25 protein-coding genes are annotated in these 12915 nt (G+C 58.1%); all 25 read right to left on the bottom strand.

Annotation, left to right across the window (positions count from 1 at the left end):
• Positions 1-124 precede the first annotated feature (124 nt).
• The 25 genes from AOT87_RS28280 to AOT87_RS04100 all read right to left on the bottom strand — a co-directional run bounded on the left by AOT87_RS28280 (position 125) and on the right by AOT87_RS04100 (position 12652).
• Positions 125-385, bottom strand: coding sequence for a hypothetical protein (locus AOT87_RS28280; RefSeq protein WP_082634956.1), 261 nt, complete (start codon positions 383-385; stop codon positions 125-127).
• Positions 378-632, bottom strand: a complete 255-nt coding sequence (locus AOT87_RS04200) for a hypothetical protein (protein ID WP_057969688.1) — start codon at positions 630-632, stop codon at positions 378-380. Before AOT87_RS04200 ends, AOT87_RS28280 begins: the two co-directional genes overlap by 8 nt.
• A 38-nt stretch (positions 633-670) precedes the next feature.
• Complete coding sequence (locus AOT87_RS04195; protein WP_057969689.1) at positions 671-916, bottom strand: hypothetical protein; 246 nt, start codon at positions 914-916, stop codon at positions 671-673.
• A 228-nt stretch (positions 917-1144) separates the two neighbouring features.
• On the bottom strand, positions 1145-1441 hold the full coding sequence (locus AOT87_RS04190) for a hypothetical protein (protein ID WP_057969690.1): 297 nt from the start codon (positions 1439-1441) through the stop codon (positions 1145-1147).
• An 8-nt stretch (positions 1442-1449) separates the two neighbouring features.
• Positions 1450-1617, bottom strand: coding sequence for a hypothetical protein (locus AOT87_RS28775; protein ID WP_157859001.1), 168 nt, complete (start codon positions 1615-1617; stop codon positions 1450-1452).
• Between the two features lie 409 nt (positions 1618-2026).
• Entirely contained in the window at positions 2027-2203 is a 177-nt protein-coding gene (locus AOT87_RS28980; RefSeq protein ID WP_074356228.1) for a hypothetical protein, read from the bottom strand.
• Positions 2203-2880 carry a hypothetical protein gene (locus tag AOT87_RS04180; protein WP_057969692.1) on the bottom strand — a complete coding sequence of 226 codons (678 nt, stop codon included), beginning with the start codon at positions 2878-2880 and terminating at the stop codon, positions 2203-2205. Before AOT87_RS04180 ends, AOT87_RS28980 begins: the two co-directional genes overlap by 1 nt.
• On the bottom strand, positions 2881-3075 hold the full coding sequence (locus AOT87_RS04175; RefSeq protein WP_057969693.1) for a hypothetical protein: 195 nt from the start codon (positions 3073-3075) through the stop codon (positions 2881-2883).
• The gene (locus AOT87_RS28615; RefSeq protein WP_131727341.1) at positions 3072-3329 is read right to left on the bottom strand and encodes a hypothetical protein; all 258 of its coding nucleotides are present in this window, start codon (positions 3327-3329) and stop codon (positions 3072-3074) included. The genes AOT87_RS04175 and AOT87_RS28615 overlap by 4 nt, the downstream gene beginning before the upstream one ends.
• 276 nt (positions 3330-3605) lie before the next feature.
• Positions 3606-3896, bottom strand: a complete 291-nt coding sequence (locus tag AOT87_RS04170; protein ID WP_131727340.1) for a hypothetical protein — start codon at positions 3894-3896, stop codon at positions 3606-3608.
• Between the two features lie 1340 nt (positions 3897-5236).
• On the bottom strand, positions 5237-5554 hold the full coding sequence (locus AOT87_RS04165) for a WhiB family transcriptional regulator (RefSeq protein WP_005110270.1): 318 nt from the start codon (positions 5552-5554) through the stop codon (positions 5237-5239).
• Positions 5555-5740: 186 nt separating this feature from the next.
• Positions 5741-5929, bottom strand: coding sequence for a hypothetical protein (locus tag AOT87_RS04160; protein ID WP_057969695.1), 189 nt, complete (start codon positions 5927-5929; stop codon positions 5741-5743).
• Positions 5926-6297, bottom strand: a complete 372-nt coding sequence (locus AOT87_RS04155; RefSeq protein ID WP_057969714.1) for a hypothetical protein — start codon at positions 6295-6297, stop codon at positions 5926-5928. Before AOT87_RS04155 ends, AOT87_RS04160 begins: the two co-directional genes overlap by 4 nt.
• Before the next feature lie 815 nt (positions 6298-7112).
• Complete coding sequence (locus AOT87_RS28610; RefSeq protein WP_131727353.1) at positions 7113-7340, bottom strand: hypothetical protein; 228 nt, start codon at positions 7338-7340, stop codon at positions 7113-7115.
• A gap of 380 nt (positions 7341-7720) precedes the next feature.
• Positions 7721-7960 carry a hypothetical protein gene (locus AOT87_RS04145; protein ID WP_057969696.1) on the bottom strand — a complete coding sequence of 80 codons (240 nt, stop codon included), beginning with the start codon at positions 7958-7960 and terminating at the stop codon, positions 7721-7723.
• Entirely contained in the window at positions 7957-8163 is a 207-nt protein-coding gene (locus AOT87_RS04140; RefSeq protein WP_057969697.1) for a hypothetical protein, read from the bottom strand. The genes AOT87_RS04145 and AOT87_RS04140 overlap by 4 nt, the downstream gene beginning before the upstream one ends.
• Complete coding sequence (locus AOT87_RS04135) at positions 8160-8468, bottom strand: hypothetical protein (protein WP_057969698.1); 309 nt, start codon at positions 8466-8468, stop codon at positions 8160-8162. The genes AOT87_RS04140 and AOT87_RS04135 overlap by 4 nt, the downstream gene beginning before the upstream one ends.
• A gap of 256 nt (positions 8469-8724) precedes the next feature.
• Positions 8725-9084 carry a hypothetical protein gene (locus AOT87_RS04130; protein ID WP_198531062.1) on the bottom strand — a complete coding sequence of 120 codons (360 nt, stop codon included), beginning with the start codon at positions 9082-9084 and terminating at the stop codon, positions 8725-8727.
• Entirely contained in the window at positions 9081-9404 is a 324-nt protein-coding gene (locus AOT87_RS04125; protein WP_131727637.1) for a hypothetical protein, read from the bottom strand. Before AOT87_RS04125 ends, AOT87_RS04130 begins: the two co-directional genes overlap by 4 nt.
• The gene (locus tag AOT87_RS04120) at positions 9401-9667 is read right to left on the bottom strand and encodes a hypothetical protein (RefSeq protein WP_057970235.1); all 267 of its coding nucleotides are present in this window, start codon (positions 9665-9667) and stop codon (positions 9401-9403) included. Before AOT87_RS04120 ends, AOT87_RS04125 begins: the two co-directional genes overlap by 4 nt.
• A gap of 46 nt (positions 9668-9713) precedes the next feature.
• Entirely contained in the window at positions 9714-10577 is an 864-nt protein-coding gene (locus tag AOT87_RS04115; RefSeq protein ID WP_057969442.1) for a hypothetical protein, read from the bottom strand.
• Positions 10577-11152: an HNH endonuclease gene (locus tag AOT87_RS04110; protein WP_057969443.1), complete on the bottom strand. Its 576-nt coding sequence runs from the start codon at positions 11150-11152 to the stop codon at positions 10577-10579. The genes AOT87_RS04115 and AOT87_RS04110 overlap by 1 nt, the downstream gene beginning before the upstream one ends.
• On the bottom strand, positions 11153-11353 hold the full coding sequence (locus AOT87_RS04105; RefSeq protein WP_082634973.1) for a hypothetical protein: 201 nt from the start codon (positions 11351-11353) through the stop codon (positions 11153-11155).
• A 329-nt stretch (positions 11354-11682) separates the two neighbouring features.
• Entirely contained in the window at positions 11683-12090 is a 408-nt protein-coding gene (locus AOT87_RS28605) for a hypothetical protein (protein ID WP_131727331.1), read from the bottom strand.
• A 145-nt stretch (positions 12091-12235) separates the two neighbouring features.
• On the bottom strand, positions 12236-12652 hold the full coding sequence (locus tag AOT87_RS04100) for a hypothetical protein (protein WP_057969445.1): 417 nt from the start codon (positions 12650-12652) through the stop codon (positions 12236-12238).
• Between the last annotated feature and the right edge of the window lie 263 nt (positions 12653-12915).

Here is a 12915-nt window from a genome sequence, read left to right as displayed (position 1 = left end):
TGTCCAGGCCGTAACACGGGTGTGTCGCCCGGATACTTCCCTAGCTCATCAATCAACTCAGCTACCGTCATACCTCAATTATCCCGTGTTTCAACGGGATTAGCGGTGTCTAGGCGGGTGGGATTTAATGGGAGCCGAACATCCGCCGCCGTCCAGCTGCCGCCTCGGCCTCGTCTTCATCGCGCTGTGTCCAGCAGCCCAGCATCTTGCGACGCTCGGTAGGAGTATCAGTGTCCCTACCAGAATTCTCGGTCATCGCCTCGATGTAAACCCGTTCATACGTTGCGATAGCACGACTTAACTCTTCATCCGATGTATCAGAAGGATCGAAAGAGAGGCCGAGTTCACGTGCCCGGTCTATATGGGCTTGGGATGGTTCAGTCATCGGTCAGTTCCTCTGCCGTGAAGATCAGCGGCGCCAACTCGTCCAGCGCCTCGTCTAGGCCGCGAATAGAGAGTTCGTTGAGCCACTTGTCGCACCATTCCCGTACTGGCCTCAAAGCTTCACGGGCAGAGGCGACGCCTGTTGATTTGTCTTCCCATGAGTAATTGTATTTGGGGTGAAATGACCGATGTGCAGCCTCCACGGCCGGGTCGCCACTCATAGTTGGGTCGCCCATCAGTTCGTTCATCCCTCAATTTTACCGAGGCGCAGCGCAAGTCGCGGTGTCTATTCAGGTGTGAGGGTGTAGCTTTCACCAGTCTTAGAATCGGTGATGGTGGCTTCTATGGTTCCGTTGATGCGGCGAAGACTCACCGAAATGTGCGGCGACAGCTGCAATCTGCCCTGCGGCATGCCGTATTCGTGTCCCAGCCACATGGTTCGGGAGGTGTGCCGGTACTCCCGGTTTTGGTAGGTGAGTACCGCTATGACGGGTCCATCCCCTTCGATACGGTATGACACCTTGTCGAACATGTGTTCGATAGTAGAACGGGGAGTCCGCGGAGGCAAGTGAGGCCCCCGTTACCGCCTTCTTGTGGGGCTGAAGCGGTTATAGAGAGCGGTCGTGGCGAATCTAGTGATGTCACCGACGATAACGAGAACCAGCATCGCTAGGAGCGTCTGCCAGATAGGCACCTGCTCCAGCGCCTCAAAGAGGTTCATGCTCCAATCTTATCGCGAAACGGCCGGTACCAGCGGTGTCTAGCGTCGCCCGAACAGGCTGCCGAGAATATCGATGAGGTTGGCCGCTTTGACCACTCCCCTGATCTCCGAACCGAGCTGGCCTAGTTCAGCTTCCGCGCTACCGGCGATACCGTCGGCGGACGTCTGCACCACACCGACGGCGCGGTCAACGCCGTCTCGGGCAATGTCCAGTAGGCCGTCCATGAACTTCGGCACCGTGTCGTCAGGGATCTTCCTGTTCGCGATGCGCTCACACATGGCCACGAGTAGAGGGGCCATGGCGCCGGCTAGTGCTGCGAAGAATCTGTCGAGCATGGCGGCACCTAATCCTTGGAGAAGTCGCGGATGGACTCGGTTTGCGGCTTACCGCAGCGGATGCAGCAGCGCTTGTACTGCGCCGAGGGAACATCGCAGTCCCACGAGGTGTCGATGAAGCGCTTATTGAGGCGCCACTTCTCCCAGTGATGCCAGCCGATGCGGCACAGAATCACGACGGATCAGCCTCGGCGGGCACGGTCACCTGTTCTGTCCAGCTTGTTGGGTCGTTCTCGGGATCTACTCGACACCCTGCAGAGCAGGGGGCGTAGCGGATACGGCCACAGGGGATGCAGCAGCGGACACGAGACAGAGGCATGGGAACCTCCGGGAATGAAAAGACCCCGCCCCTAACGAGAGGACGGGGAGGGGACTATGCGGGGGTGCGAGTTGCGCCTAGGCGCAGTTTACTACTTGACGATGGTTAAGGGGTATATCAGCTGGTCGGCGTGTCGCAATCGAGCCACACCGGAACTAGCGGTCTTCCCACTGATCGCAATCGCAGTCCGCATGTAGGCATCTACCCCACCAAGCCTCATGCTCGTGTTGTTCATGCACACATCCCCGGCAGCGTGGCGGGCACATCTAGATTCCCGTCTCTTTCATCTTTTTACCGCGTTTTACAAGAGCCTCAAGAACGTCGTACCACCAGCCCACATCGTCCTGCAGTAGCGCCCACTCGGCCTTGCGACCCCACGCCTCTATATCATCCTGCAGCTCTTTGACTTTTTGATTGAGCTGCCGATTCAATGTGTCGCTCATCATGCACCCTTCTTCCGGTCCCGCTTCTCACAGTTGTTGTGCGCGTGTAGTACATCCCCCAGGCGGTAGAACTTCTTACCCGTATCCGGGTCACTGGAGACCGGGCGTAAATGCCCACCACGGGTCAGTGAGTGCACTCGCTGCGCGTTCAGCTTCTTGCCCATCTCCCCTATTCGGCGGGCAATAGGTTCGATGGTGTCGGCGGTTACGATGTGCTTATTGGCTTCATGGACTCGACCTCGGTCGATCACTATGTCGTCGTCTGCGGGGATGTCTATCTGTCGCCAGCACTCATCGATAGCGGCTTTGATGTCCTCGTAGGCTTCTTCTGAACCTTCAGTGAGGGCTAAGGCGATCATGTTGACTCGCAGCCACTTCGCCAAGGTGATGATGTCGTTGCCCTTGTCCCACACGATCGCTCGCTGTTCACATACCAGCCTCACCCACGTGCCCAAGCAGTTGTGCAGTACGTCGGCGGCGTTGTGTGCGCCGATATGGATGGGGACCTGAGATTCAGGTTTGGGTCGTCGGGACATACTCAACCCCGGCCTCTGGATGCGGGCCTGGCGGGTGAGGGTGACGGACAGCTCCCCGATCATGCGGGGGATGCTGGCCAACTCCTCACGGAGCTTGTGTTGTGAGCCCTTATCTAGAAAGAAGCTGTCAGAGACGGACATTCAGGCGCCCTTCTTCGGGAAGTCTTCGTGCGGCTGCGGCTTTCCCCACATCTCGTAACCGATCTGCGCCACTTGGTCCAACTGATCCCTCAACTCATCCAACCGAACCGACAGGGTGTGCATATGGAGTCCGATGACTTGTAGTTCACCGAGGATGTTGGCGGGATGCCGGATGATTCCGCTGCGGTCGCTCACAAGGCTTCTCCGTTCGACGGTGGATCGTTCTCTGCCATATAGCGTTCCCAGGCGAGACGGCGGCGATTAGCAGAAGCCGCAGCATTCTCCAGCTGGTCGCAGCCGCAGTAGCCTTGATACATTCCAGCTTGTCCCTCATTGACAGATAGACACGCGCCCATGTTGTAGTCATGAGCGCTGGCACCATGTCCACAGTTGTCACACTCACCAAAACCCGATTGGCGCCAGTGCGGTATAAGCGGTTCAGCACTCACGGGGCATCACTCCCTAATATCACCTTGACGCCAGTTACTGCCTCGTACTCGGCTACGGTGCCAATCCTGTTCATGTCCGCGTCGTACAGGGTTATCGCCGCGCGTGGGATTGACAGCGTGACGGTGCGTGAAGATTTCCGGTACTTGGCATTCCAGTTCCATAGGATCCTTTGGGGACCGGTGGCATTTGCGCCAGGACAACCAGCACTTGGGGCCTCATGTCGATCTGCGCAACACAGCGTGCACATGGATGCGACTAGCGGTTTAGCACTCAACTCAGCCACGGCGGTACCCCGTCAAACCATTGAGTCCGAAATCTGACCGCTTAAACCGCCTCGCTTCCGCCCCTTTACCTTTGAGGATCTCTTCCGCAAGCCATACGGAACGGTATGCATTGATTTCCGCGTCGACACTCGGCGAATAACACGACCAGTCGACCGTCTTGGTGAAGATGCCCCATGCCTTGCGGCGTAGCTTGACCATCAAATATGTCTTCTCTAGCGGCTTGTCAAACTTGACCTCCCACCACATGCCAGCAGGTGGGTCGGGCATCTTGTACTTACTCAACTCTCACTACCTCCGGGAATTGCCGCTACTTGCTTCGGTTGGCAGTTGGTCCAATGCATCGATTCGTGACCGGCAGGGAGCCCACACGGTCCACAGTCATAGCCCCACCCTTGCCGGATTCTGTGGTCGCCGTGCCAGCTGTTGTCACATGGAGCCCCACATGTTTTGGCGTTGGGATCAAGGAAGAATGCAATTAGTGTGATCGGCGCGAATCCAAGTAGGCAGTATTCGCAATAGAAGTGCTCGCCGTCAGATCTAGTCTCGCCGCCGCAAGCACCACATACGGGCATCTGTGGTACTGCATCAGGTAATGTGCCCATACCTCAATTATCCTCCGTTTCAGGACAAGTCGCGGTGTCTAGCCCGCTTTCCTTTCCTGGTTCCACCTACGCCTGTCCTTCAATGACAGCTCCCCGTAGATACCGTGTTGGTCGTGTACCTCTATGGCGAATTGGAGGCATTGGAGTTTGACTGGGCATCCGTGGCAGATTTCCTTGGCCCGCTTACATTCCCGGCTTGCGCCTTGATCTGGGAACCACCACTCCGTGGGGAGTCCGCGGCACGCTGCTTCGTCTTGCCATGACAGGTCAGCGACAAGACCGGTGAGGCATCCGACGATGTCCGCGGCGACACTTCCCCCTGCTATCCAGTCGGTAGGGTTTGAGTGCGGCATCAGCTTGCCTCCTGCCGTGCGGCCCTGCGTTTGTACCCAACGCGCCGAGACATCTTGCGGCACTCTGTCGAGCAGTAAGCCGAATGTTGATACGCGGATTGATATCGCTCACCACATACCGCGCACAGCCTCCATGGCCTACTCACGCGCTTCAGCTCGTCACGACGCCGATTCTTGGGAATGGCGCGCCGTCGCTCGCATTCACGACATGAACGCTTGGTTCCACCGTTTGGACTTCTATCTAGCCTGGTATTTGATTCGGTGAACTCGTGGCCGTATTTGCAGTGAGTCTTATTGGCCCAGTACGCGGTGTCGTGATCGAGCATGTCTTGGCTGTTTTCTTGCCAAGTACCCCACGCGAGGTTGTCTTTGTGGTTGTTACGCCCATTCCCGTCTAGATGTCGGACCACAGCACCAGGCGGACGAGGGCCATGAAATGCTTTGCACACCAGTTGGTGCACATGCGCAGTGCTGTGAACCCCGGATCGACTCAGCTCCACTTTGTAGTAGTGCTTTCCGAACCTCTGTTTCAGCACCCTTCCTCGCAGCGATGTCTTACGGCCCAATCGAGAGATGCTGACGCGGTTTATGCTTCGCACCCGCCCAGTGCTGCTAACCTCATAAAGCCCTTCCCATTCGGGCACCGGGCGCCAGATCTCATTGGACATCAGCTGGCCTCCCTGTTACGCATGATCTTCGCGCGCTCACGAGGGCCTAAGCCGCCGTAGATCCCGTCGCGTTCGTCGTTGACGATCGCGTAGGTCAAGCACTCAACCCTGACTGGGCATGAGCGGCATATCTTCTTGGCGTATTGGTACTGCACGGTGATCGACTCACTATCACCGTCGCCACGCTTATGGGGGAAAAACGCGTCCGGGTCTGCGGTGGCGCAGGACGCCTGGATCATCCAGGGCTCCGGTTTCAGGCAGGGTAGTTCCGCCTTACCGGAGATGATGCGCGGTCCAGGGTGAATATCGTCACGCATTTCATTTCCTCCAACGTGTCTCATGCGGCCAATGCCTTGGTTTCCCTAAATCCCCCTGCCCATCCATGGCTATCCATCTACAGGGATGTCCTTCTGGGGCACTACAGTCCGGGCACACCCGATCAGCTGCCCCGGTTTCGGTGTATGCCGTAGGTTTCCGCCGGCTACCGGTGTCTTGGTAGTCAGTCACGGCTGCATCCCTTGGTTTTTCACCAGATGCTCATTGCAGACCGGGTAGAAGCTGCGGTCGTCATCCATGGCGTATCCGACGGCTGGCTTCTCGCAGGGCGCGTACTCGCCACGTCGAACCACCTCTTCGTGGCAGGTGATCAGCTTGTATTCCCGTGTCCACATCCGGGTCTTGTTGCCGCTCATTCGGTCACCGTCCAGCCAGACACCCATTGAGCCTTAAGGGTGGTGTCTTCATATTCCGCTACATCGCCTTCGGCCAGTTCGCGAGCGCTCTTGTTGGGGTGGAAGTTCCACACTTCGTGGTACGGGGTCATGTAGGAGCCGTCTGGAAATACAGCAGCCCACGTCCGGTTGAGTCCTCCAAGGGCTTTATCCACCTCGGCGGCAACGTGGGCGGCATGGTCGTGAACGCTGGCGCTTGTGCTCAAGTGCCAGCCACACGCACACGTGTAGAAATCGGCGTCAACGACCGCCCAATCGTCATAGACGAGCGCATGGGTCACCATCACTTCCGCTATGAGCTTCTGTGCGTCCGAAGGTTCGTCACTCATCAGATCGGCCTCCCATCGCAGGAGTGACGTTCCCACCAGACACCCCATCGTTCATTCACCCGTTCCAGGCGCTCAATTTCAGCGATGAGTTCCCGCACAAGTCCCACGCGAAACAAATCTTGCATCTCATCAGTGCACTTTGAGTCCTCTAGGGATGCTTTGGCCCTATCAAGCAACTCGCTCATGGTGCTTGGTCCTCCGGTATCGGTAGTCCCCATTGAATGGAAATAGGTGGCCCACCGGGCTCTAGCGCTCCGCAAGCCCATTCGACGCAACCCATGAATGAGCCCGTGGTGGTGGATTCGCCGTCGTATCGGACGTGCCAGTTGCTGCCCCACTGGCGGATAAGGGCGCTCATCGCTCTAGCTCCTGAGGTTCTGCGGTAGGACTGTCTCCGAACGCGTAACAGTTCAGGGATGCGATGTTGTTGCGGCCCAACGGAAGGTGCCACCACCGTTTACCTTCAGAGAAGGTGGATTCTAGGATTGGACGGCGGCAGTGCCGACACAAGCGCTCAGTCATTGCTCTAGCCCCTCTGGTGTTGCGTACAAAAAGCACCTCTGATCAGATCCGTGCCTCTGGGTTTGTATGTGGTAATAGCCGCCTGTCTGGTTTGGGCGGATCTCCTCATGGCAGTAGATGCAGATGAGTTTCCGCACTTCACCCATCGAGAACATCCAGGGGCTTACCCTTGCGCGAGGCGCAGTCTGGGTCATCATGTCCGCCGTAGCAGACCTCATGGCAAAGGCAGTGGCAGACGATTCCGTGACATGTCGGCGTTCCGCTTCCATTCTTGAATCGGCGCTTGGTGCGACTCATAGTCCTAGTTCCTCACTTGGGTAGACCAGTGGCGCAAGTTGGTCTAGTAATTCGTTGACCTGAGGGTGGAGTTCGCCCTTGGAGTCCCACTCCTCAATAACTGTCTGTACCGACTTAGCCATCTCACGGGCAGCGGCATTCATGACCTGTTCGCGGGTTGCATAGGACCGTTCGGGCAACAAACCCCACGCCCGTTGTGCGGCTTCGATTGCAGGGTCACTCATGGGTGTGCTCCAGAATCTTTGAAAGCGGTACTAGATCCCGACCTCTTGCGTGATGAATACACACTGGCCAATAGCCTTCTGGGTCGAACGCGACGGCGTAGGCGGGGAGGCCGCAGGGTTGTATTTCGCGGCGTCGCCCAACCTCTGCCACACACTCGTGGGGGTACTTATCTACGTCGCGCCAGAGGTCCCCGCTCATCTTCCACCTGCCGCGAATGCTGCTATAGCCTCAGCACCAGAGGGGAACTGGGCGTGAACGGACCAGAACTCGACAGTTCCCACGTACCACTGCGTTGCACCACTCGGGAGTCGCCCATATTCTTCGACAACCCAGGCGTTATCGCCCTTCTGTCGTATGCGCCACCTCGGAATAGCCCAGCTCATAGCTTCACCACGTCTTTGTCCCCTGTCTCTACAAACTTGGCGGTGATCTCCAGTCTTTTACCGTCGGGACGTGTTATCACCACACCGCCGTTGAAGGATTCGATGACGTGTTCTGCCACTGTCCATATGGCCGCATCGGTGTGGTCTTCTTTGGTTACCCACTCGGTACCGGCTTTGTTGATGCGACCGATGTAGATACGCTCACTGAAAGCTCCCCGGTCTATCCCGTACGTCATCGATCTTCTCCTGTCTCTACTTGCAGAGCGGCAGCGGCAGATCTGAGCAACTGAGAAACGGCGCGGGCCAGATTGCTTCCCCCGATTGGGTATCCACCGTCCAAACGCTTCGCGGCCTCCAGGAACATGGAGGCATCGGTGTCGTGTGGCCCCTTGAAGGCGACGACTGGAGCCGTAACGACGATCTCGCGTGACCTGCTCATTTCCCGCTCTCCTCTACAGGCTCGTAGGTTTTCTCGAAAATGTCTGGCTTGCACGGGTAGAACTCACCGGCTACACCCCTGATGATCCAATCGCCAGAGGATGCGAGCATGGAGCCTTCGAGTGTCTCGATCTTTATGTACGCCACCGTGGGCCATTCTTCGTTCCACTCGCCGGGGGCGTAGTACTGGCATTCGGCGTCGTTGTCGTAAATCCAATCCACGATCATTGCGGAGCCGGTGGCGGTCCCGTCCCACCGCATCGCTTCTACAATGACAGGCCTCTTTCGAAACTTCCGCGCGCTCATTTACCGCTCCCCTCTATCGCAGTCAGAGCCTTATCCAGATACTCCACGGCAGATAGAAGGCCTCCGTCCGGGGCGTCTACGGCGAAATTTGGTTCGTCCCCGTACTTCTCGCGGTAGAGATCTAGAGCCGTCTGCCAACAACTGTTGTAGGCCCATCCGATGTATTCCGAAGCCCGCGCAACCTCACCCCTTGAGGGGAGGATTACCCGTTCAGACCCCCCACGCCCGGAGTGGTTAACCCACACATCAGGCGTCCTCATTCCTTGCTCTCCTCTACTTGTAGTGCATCCCGAAGACGCTTCACCTCGGTCCAACCAGCTGCCTGACTATCCAGCGAGGCCCTTAAGGCGGTATTCGCCCAGTCCAACAGGCCCTCTAGCCGCTCTACTTCTGCGATGAGTTCGGGAACCAACTGCCTTGAAGCGGCAATGAACTCGGCGTCGGCCAGCCTGCTTCCGTTGCCGAATCCCTCCCAGTCGGAGTGGGCGTATACGACCTGTAGTTGATATTTGCCGCCCCGCACGCCGTAGTGGCCTCCCCACGCGGCGTCAACCGTCCACACTCCCTCGGTTACGCCTTCCAGGAGCGCCTTACCGCGTTCAGTCAACTCACTCATGGCCATTCACCACCGCACCCACCAGAAGGTGCATCCGACAACAGAATCCCGTTCCGCGTCTTGCACGCGGTATCAATACGGAACCGACCGAACGCGGTGTACGCCGTCTGGTGCCAGAACGTCCCGTCCGGGTACTGGACACCGTTGCACCAACCCGTCAGGTTGGAGTACGACACACCGACACCCTCGTTGGTCCCACCACCGGGGCACCAGCCCCGGACGTAATCGGGGTGGTACGGATCGTGGTACGGATCAGCGACAGCCGGTACGGCGAAACCGATTGACAACACGGCGATTACAGCCGTAAGTAGGGTTCTCATTGTTCCTCCCTTAGGTATGAGAGAGCTATGTCTATCCCATATGCCCTGCCTAGTAGCTCCATGTGGTCGCTGTACTCCATACCTGCACACGGGAATTTACGGGCAGAATCAAGGAAGTCAACTTTTCGCATCTCCAGCCGTTCTATTACTGACGTAAAAGCATCCCGACGTACCAACTGGTCGTGCGTCTCCCCGGACTTCACGGCTTCACGCACGTAGTCTCTGATTGACTTGTCTTCGTTCGCTGCATTGATGTCAATCATTCCCGTTCTCCTACGAGTTCTTTGATGTCTGTTACTGCTTGGGTTGTCACGATGCCGACCTCCTTTGGTTTGTGGCGTCATGGACAAGCTGGAGATTCGGGATGGGTGTTTTGCATTCGCAGTCGGTGGCGCCGGAATCGTCAGGGAGGTCGATCCATCCGCTGCCGCCGCAGAGCTTGCAGTTGCGCCGGCGCTCAGCCACTGCGGCACGCAGGGACTTTTCGTAAGCGGCCTTGTCGTCTATCCAGCGCTGAGATTCCTCGCGGCAGCGCTGACATTTGAGGCATGCCCGCGGTGTGCCGTTTGGATGGTCTTGGCAGTAGGGGCTGGGGGGTTCGCCTTCCCAAAGTGACCCATTACCAACAGAAGACTGGACTTGTACTGGTACTAGACTGGGGGGATTCGGACCCCCTTCGGATGGGGTATTCCCTTCGGATGGGGTCGCCACCGGGTCGGGACGGGGTCCAGATGGGGTTGGTTGGGGGTCTATCTCATTGGCGAGTGCAGTGGCATCCGCCTTCCGTAGGCGTCTGAGTTCTGTCGCCAGCTCGTGCCGCAGCTTCTCGGACGCGAGGAGCCGAGCGTTCTTTGGCACCGACTTCCAGGCGTTCGGTGAATTGACACTCACGACGCGCACGTACGAACGAATCAGTAGTTCATCGGTGTCGTAGTCCACGAACACAAATCGTCGTTCCCCTAGTACCTTGAGGTCGGACCGCAGCTGCTCCGTAGTCAGCTCGTCGCAGCCCTTCGCCAGGAGTTCCAGGTGCAGCGTCAGGACACCAGCGGTGTCCAGATCCTTCTGTGACAACACCTGTAGGAACGTGCACTGCACGAGCCGTGGAAGGCGTTGGAAGTCGCGGTCTTTACGCCACAGACCTTCATTGATGAGACCCGCCGCATTGGCCATCAGACATCACCCTCAGCGGCAATGAGCTCAGCAGCCATATCGACGTTCTCCCGCACACGTTTCCAACAGCAGCCACAGAAGTACCTCCACGTAGCATCGGGCCGGATGTGATCGGCCTTCATTGCCACCCGCACGAGATTCGCGATCTCCTCACGGCTCAGCCCGTTAGCCAGGAACTTGAGCACGCCATCGAATCCATCCGGTGCTGGAACTGGAAGCTTTTCGGGTCCATAGGTCCACTCGCCCCATAGATCGCGGAACCACTTCAGAACCCCTGCATCGCTCTCAATCTGGGCGATACGCATCTCAGCCACTTGGTTCATGGCTCTCGACCAACGCAGCGCATCAGCGGCCACATCGGCCACAAGGGGCGCGTCCGCCGGCACCGACGACTTCCCGGCATTGCAGTCCGCACAAGCCGCTACCAGGTTCGACGGCTCATCACTACCCCCCAAGGCAACTGGGACAACGTGATCAACCGTCAGCTTCACCTCGGGAGCGGAACGTCCGCAGTAGCGGCAGCTGTAGTTGTCGCGGCGCAGGACTTCATACCTGAGCCTCTTGGTGACGGCCATCTACACTGCCTCCTGGTCGGCGAGGCGAAGGGACTCACGGACGTAAGAAGCGGCGAGGCGTACACCATTAGCCTTGCCCTCTAGGCGTATCCGCTCGTGACTCAGGGGTTTGTGGAACTCTGAGAGCTGCACTAGCTTGACCTCAGCAGCGTCCAGCCGCTCCAGAAGATCCGTCAACGAATCAACGGTTTCGTCACTCATCGTCACTCCTCTCAAATCCCCCACAGGGGCAGTACCGGTAAAGAGGCTCCCAAGAACCAGGGAGAGTGCCTTGACAGCGACCGAAACCCGGATGTTCATCGAGATCGTGGCTGCAGCAGCAGGTGTCGCTCATGAGTGAGCCGCCAGAATCTCAGAGAGAGTGACCAACGCTTGACCCCGCGCATGATGGATACACACAGGCCAGTAGCCCTCGGTGTCGAATGCGACGGCGTAGGCGGGCTTGTCGCAAGGCTGAACCTCACCACTCCGACCCACTTCGGTTGTGCATTCCCCCGGGAACTTGTCAACAAAATGCCACGGGTTGTCGCTCATCGCTCCTCCGAATCACGTTCAGCCGCAGCGGCGAGAAGGGCGGCAGCAGTACGCCGCGCGTCGTCGGCAGTAGGTAGGGGCGTAGGTATGCCATCCAGGGCAATACGGCCATCAGATCTGCGGATGAACACCGCCCCGCCTCGCGAACCTGTACGCAGCCCTCCTGTCAATGTGCAGGTGATGGGAACGGGCCACTCCGACTGCCCGGTAACACCCCTTGCCTCCGGCGCCGGAAGTTCTACTAGTGCGTATCCATTAGCCTTGAGGGTGCTGAGCAGTCTCTGCGCGGTCATCTCAGGGGTGTAGGGAACACCCTCGCCGGTCTCTGGATCGGTCCACACCCACGGACCCTGGAGGGCTTCTACAAGTACTGCCACCGCGCCCACTTCTTCATTGCCGCTCATGCGCATTCCTTCTTGTCTTCAACAAACCCTCCGCAATCACAAAGGGTCACACCGTCATCCAAAGCCCCGTAACAGTCACCAGCTCCAGAGTTGTGCTGGTATCTCTGATGACCACAACGGCAGAAATGGTAGGTAGGCCAAACAGTCACGCCGTCCTCCTCAAAGCCCACTCACCCGAATCGGCCCACAACGCCAACGCACACATGACTTGTGCTGCTAGGCCGGGATGCCAGGCGCAGAAGTCCACACAATCCCCCAGCACTTCCATGTGGTCCTTGGTTCGCAGTGACCGAATCAGATCCGTTGCCTTACGAACCAAAACCTGCTCACTGGAGCAGAACTCGTAATCCACTACCAAAGGCTCCTCGGGTTCGGGCATTGGTGCAGACTTGTAGCGCTCAATCTGCCGATCAGTGACATTCAGCCGCTCGGCGACATCACCAGCCTTCAACCCCTGCGCCGTTAGCACTTTCGCCGCCACCACACGATCAGACTTCGACAACGACACCGGATAACCCTGCAGAACAGCATCCACATTCAAAGGATCAAACGTTCGCCTCACGCCGCCACCTCCCGGATAACAGAACCGTCATCACCCAACAACGCCCTAAACTCGTGCCGATAGAACACGGGAACCTGCGCCGGCTCACCCCACTGAGACACAATGAACCCCAACTCGATAGCCTTACCGCGCTCACGCGTCTCAATGAAGGAGTGGCAGCCGCGGCATATCCCGAGCCCGTTCGAAGGCTGGCTCGTGGACTCCTGGCGGCTACCACCCCGGCCTCTAGGGCGACGATGGTGATACGTCTCTACCGTCTGCAT

It is taken from the genome of Mycobacteroides sp. H003, from assembly GCF_001440135.1.
In the GTDB taxonomy this organism is placed as follows: domain Bacteria; phylum Actinomycetota; class Actinomycetes; order Mycobacteriales; family Mycobacteriaceae; genus Mycobacterium; species Mycobacterium gwanakae.
This window is presented reverse-complemented; position numbering and strand designations above follow the sequence as displayed.

Coding starts and splice junctions, on each gene's coding strand:
- AOT87_RS28280 (WP_082634956.1), bottom strand. CDS start 385: ATGACTGAACCATCCCAAGCCCATATAGACCGGGCACGTGAACTCGGC.
- AOT87_RS04200 (WP_057969688.1), bottom strand. CDS start 632: ATGAACGAACTGATGGGCGACCCAACTATGAGTGGCGACCCGGCCGTG.
- AOT87_RS04195 (WP_057969689.1), bottom strand. CDS start 916: ATGTTCGACAAGGTGTCATACCGTATCGAAGGGGATGGACCCGTCATA.
- AOT87_RS04190 (WP_057969690.1), bottom strand. CDS start 1,441: ATGCTCGACAGATTCTTCGCAGCACTAGCCGGCGCCATGGCCCCTCTA.
- AOT87_RS28980 (WP_074356228.1), bottom strand. CDS start 2,203: ATGAGCGACACATTGAATCGGCAGCTCAATCAAAAAGTCAAAGAGCTG.
- AOT87_RS04180 (WP_057969692.1), bottom strand. CDS start 2,880: ATGTCCGTCTCTGACAGCTTCTTTCTAGATAAGGGCTCACAACACAAG.
- AOT87_RS04165 (WP_005110270.1), bottom strand. CDS start 5,554: ATGCGTGACGATATTCACCCTGGACCGCGCATCATCTCCGGTAAGGCG.
- AOT87_RS04160 (WP_057969695.1), bottom strand. CDS start 5,929: ATGAGCGGCAACAAGACCCGGATGTGGACACGGGAATACAAGCTGATC.
- AOT87_RS04155 (WP_057969714.1), bottom strand. CDS start 6,297: ATGAGTGACGAACCTTCGGACGCACAGAAGCTCATAGCGGAAGTGATG.
- AOT87_RS28610 (WP_131727353.1), bottom strand. CDS start 7,340: ATGAGTGACCCTGCAATCGAAGCCGCACAACGGGCGTGGGGTTTGTTG.
- AOT87_RS04145 (WP_057969696.1), bottom strand. CDS start 7,960: ATGACGTACGGGATAGACCGGGGAGCTTTCAGTGAGCGTATCTACATC.
- AOT87_RS04140 (WP_057969697.1), bottom strand. CDS start 8,163: ATGAGCAGGTCACGCGAGATCGTCGTTACGGCTCCAGTCGTCGCCTTC.
- AOT87_RS04135 (WP_057969698.1), bottom strand. CDS start 8,468: ATGAGCGCGCGGAAGTTTCGAAAGAGGCCTGTCATTGTAGAAGCGATG.
- AOT87_RS04130 (WP_198531062.1), bottom strand. CDS start 9,084: ATGAGTGAGTTGACTGAACGCGGTAAGGCGCTCCTGGAAGGCGTAACC.
- AOT87_RS04125 (WP_131727637.1), bottom strand. CDS start 9,404: ATGAGAACCCTACTTACGGCTGTAATCGCCGTGTTGTCAATCGGTTTC.
- AOT87_RS04120 (WP_057970235.1), bottom strand. CDS start 9,667: ATGATTGACATCAATGCAGCGAACGAAGACAAGTCAATCAGAGACTAC.
- AOT87_RS04115 (WP_057969442.1), bottom strand. CDS start 10,577: ATGGCCAATGCGGCGGGTCTCATCAATGAAGGTCTGTGGCGTAAAGAC.
- AOT87_RS04110 (WP_057969443.1), bottom strand. CDS start 11,152: ATGGCCGTCACCAAGAGGCTCAGGTATGAAGTCCTGCGCCGCGACAAC.
- AOT87_RS04105 (WP_082634973.1), bottom strand. CDS start 11,353: ATGAGTGACGAAACCGTTGATTCGTTGACGGATCTTCTGGAGCGGCTG.
- AOT87_RS28605 (WP_131727331.1), bottom strand. CDS start 12,090: ATGAGCGGCAATGAAGAAGTGGGCGCGGTGGCAGTACTTGTAGAAGCC.